Below are 3177 nucleotides of genomic sequence, written 5' to 3' on the forward strand. Positions count from 1 at the left end.
TTGCAGTCGAGAACCCGCTCGAAAAAGTGGCCGCTGAGCAAGGGACGGCCGAAGTGCTTCTCGGCGTCGGCGTGCTCGGCCGGCAGGAACTCCAGCCGTCGGTCGAAATTGCCGAAGCAAGGCGTGCGCTGCGCAAAGCTGGCGATCTCCTGGTAGACCGACGACGGCAGGGCAAGCCCGGAAAAGAGGCCGTCCGAGCGGAGCGCGCCGACCACGGCATCACGATCGACGCCGGTGAACATCGTCTCCTCAGCTTTTTGTGCCGGTCGAACCGGTTTTGCGCCACGCCAATGCAACCGCCGCCCCGGCATGGTGCGCGCCAGCATGAACATCGGCAGCCATGCCGGATTCTCGCGAAGATCCGACAGATAGGTTGGAATCCGCACGGCAATGCGGCGCAGCAGGCTGCCGTTTCGAGCGATCGACTCGAGGCTTGCAGCACCGGATTTGTCAGGGCTTGAAAGGGCCATCAGGATCCTCAGCTATGAGGGCAGCGTCGACGAAGCGTCGGCCGCTCACCGCTCAGGCGTTACCCATAACCGATCCGCCCGCATCAAAGGAATGGTAACCCCCGGTCAGGTTTTGTGCAATGCACAATGAAAGGAGCTGTCGCAAACTTTCCGGCAAGCTTGACAGAGCATTAAGGCTCGTTGATTTCGCGACAGCGAGTGTTTCGAGCGAGGTGGAACGGAGGCCGCGCGCGGCGGAGAAGATCGCGACGAAGCGATCAAACCCCGTCGAGAATGATGATCGTCGGCCGGTCGGGCAGGGTCTTCAGCGAAACCGTCAGCGACCGGCCGGAGAGGAATTCCACCGCGAAATCGTCGCCCATCCTGCCTGTGAATTCGCTGATCGCGGTGGCATGGCGATGCATCGGCAGGATCATCGAGGAATAGAGCCGCGCGGTGATTTCGGTCATCCGGTCAAGCGACAGCGTCATGCCGCCGTCGATAGGCACCATAAGGATATCGAGCCGGCCGATGGCGCCGTAATGCGCATCCTCCAGCCGGTGGTGCAGATGGCCGAGATGGCCGATGCAGAGTCCCGCCACTTCGAAAATGAATATGGAATTGCCGTCCTTGCCGAGATCGCCGCCATCGCGGATATCCGTGGGCACGTTGCGGATGTAGACATCGTCCACGACAACGGCGTGGCGCGCCGGCCCGCCGTCCGGATTCCAACCGCGCAGCACAAATTCGATGGCGGGATCCGGATGGTCCGAATAATGGGTGCGGTGGGCCTTGTTCATGGTCACCACGCGCGGCAGCGGGTCGGCGCCATAGACGCCGGAAAAGTCGGTGGCGATCCTGACGCCAGCGGGCGTCTCGATGATGTAGGTCGAATGGCCGGCATAGGTGATCGTAACGTCGCCGTCGACGAAAGCCTCGGCCAGCAGAGGCGTCTGCGCCTTTGGCGCTGTGAAGCTGGCATAGGTGGCCGACGGCAGCGCTTCGGCGATCGCAACGCATCTCGATGGCGGCGGCTCTTCCTGGGCCGACGCGGCGAACGGCCAGAAAGCCAGGGTCAGCAGAACGGCAGCAGATAGGCGGAGCATGACTGCCTCCCGTGGCAGGATCGGCGCTCATGCTACGATAACGCTAGCAATTGCGATGGCTATCGTCGGGACAGTCACGTTTTCGCGAGCGCCGGAGGGGTTGGTAGTCTGGACCTTTTGTCCCGACTTGCGCGACAAATCGCGCGGAATGGAACGCGCCATGGCTCGGCCTCCCGACTGACATCGCCAGTGATCACGGCGTCGGACGGAAGACGCCGTTCTCGTCGCGCTTGAGCGGTGCGGTTTGCCGGGAAAGCGGCACACCAGGCGCTTCGGTGACCGAAACGCCCTCCGTCCAGTCGGCGGGTGCAATAGCGATGTAACGCGCATATCCGCCTGACCCACCGAGCGGCTTGGCAAAGCCGATTGTGACCAACGCCCCGGCCTCTGGCACCTTATCGAGATTTGCAACGCCTTCTGCCTGCGTGAAATCGTTGTGAAGCAGCCAATGTTCGCCTTCGAGATTGGGCGTGGTGTCGGTGTCGAGCGGCTCATGACCATGAAACAGAATCTTCCGCTCCAGATGCAGAAACTTCAGCGCGTTCAAACTGACGCCTGGAAACGGCTTCTGGTTGAAGCGGGCGGCATCGGACCATTTCTTGTGCCAATCCGAACGCACAAAGACGACCGAACCCTCCGGTATGCGGCCGTGCTCCTTTTCCCATTCTTCGATGTCAGCGACCTGGAGGTGATAGCCTTCGTCAGTCTGCACCTTGCCGCTGATGTCGATTACGACGAGCGGCCGCACGGCATAAGTGGCCGGCAGGTCGCTGATCGTTGCACCGAGTGGGTTCCAGTGGGAGGGCGGATCGAGCTGCGTGCCATACTGGTCCGTCGTCAACTCGTACGCGCTCGCGACGAACCCATGCTTGTCGTAGGTGAACTCTTCGCCGGCCTTAACGTAGCCCTCGATATCCTTGCCGGCGACAGCCGGTTTGAACTTAGCATTTGCGAAGCCTGGCCATACGGGCTGCACCGGCTCGAAGGCATGGGTCAGATCGATGTACTTGGCCGATTTGAGCGTGTTCTCATAAACCGACCAAAGGGACGATTCCTGCGCCACCGCGATCGCCGGCACTGACCAAGCGGCTCCGAGTAAGGCGATACGAACGAATTGAGATACATTCATCTGCAATCTCCCCTAGACGTCGCCGAGTATCGCGAGTTTCCCGCAGGACGACAAGCATATGCATTCCTCGCAGGAGTGTCGCGCCAATACGGCTTCCACCAAGCCGCTTTCCGCCCACGGCTTGAGCGCCGCCTCATCCCAGCGGAGGACGCGCTCTTCCCTCGTCCGCTTACCGGAGAGGGACGCCCTTCACTTCACCGGCGCCACCCAGATCTCGGCGTCGAGCCTCTTGGTCGCGAGGCCGCGCGCGATGGCTTCGGCGCTGCGGGCGTTTTTCGACATGGCCGCGGCCTGACGCTTGCTGATCACCAGCCCTTCGGCCAGTGCCCGGTTTCCCGAAAACACCCGCGACAGGAACGGCACGCGGCTGCCGCGCGCCCGCGAGAACCGCGCCGGCATGGTTTGCCTGGCGGTGTGGGCGACGACCTCGTCGATCCAGCCCTCCGCCAGCCGTGCGCCCGGCTCCAGCAGCAGCAGCCAGTCGCTCTTGGCC

Annotated in this window: 2 protein-coding genes and 2 pseudogenes; all 4 read right to left on the reverse strand. The window is 62.4% G+C overall.

The window, feature by feature from the left end; genetic code table 11:
• Nucleotides 1-470 (reverse strand): annotated as a pseudogene (locus EOA85_RS31050) (hypothetical protein); the annotation flags it as partial.
• A 257-nt stretch (nucleotides 471-727) separates the two neighbouring features.
• Nucleotides 728-1555, reverse strand: coding sequence for an MBL fold metallo-hydrolase (locus EOA85_RS31055; RefSeq protein ID WP_127212279.1), 828 nt, complete (start codon nucleotides 1553-1555; stop codon nucleotides 728-730).
• 193 nt (nucleotides 1556-1748) lie between these two features.
• Complete coding sequence (locus EOA85_RS31060; RefSeq protein WP_127212280.1) at nucleotides 1749-2684, reverse strand: cyclase family protein; 936 nt, start codon at nucleotides 2682-2684, stop codon at nucleotides 1749-1751.
• Between the two features lie 189 nt (nucleotides 2685-2873).
• A pseudogene (locus EOA85_RS31065) lies at nucleotides 2874-3177 on the reverse strand (glycosyl transferase family 2); the annotation flags it as partial.

It is taken from the genome of Mesorhizobium sp. M5C.F.Ca.IN.020.29.1.1 (assembly GCF_003997375.1).
Lineage (GTDB): Bacteria > Pseudomonadota > Alphaproteobacteria > Rhizobiales > Rhizobiaceae > Mesorhizobium > Mesorhizobium wenxiniae.

Bases quoted from the DNA above. Each gene is read 5' to 3' on its own strand.
- EOA85_RS31055 (WP_127212279.1), bottom strand. From the start codon at position 1,555: ATGCTCCGCCTATCTGCTGCCGTTCTGCTGACCCTGGCTTTCTGGCCG.
- EOA85_RS31060 (WP_127212280.1), bottom strand. From the start codon at position 2,684: ATGAATGTATCTCAATTCGTTCGTATCGCCTTACTCGGAGCCGCTTGG.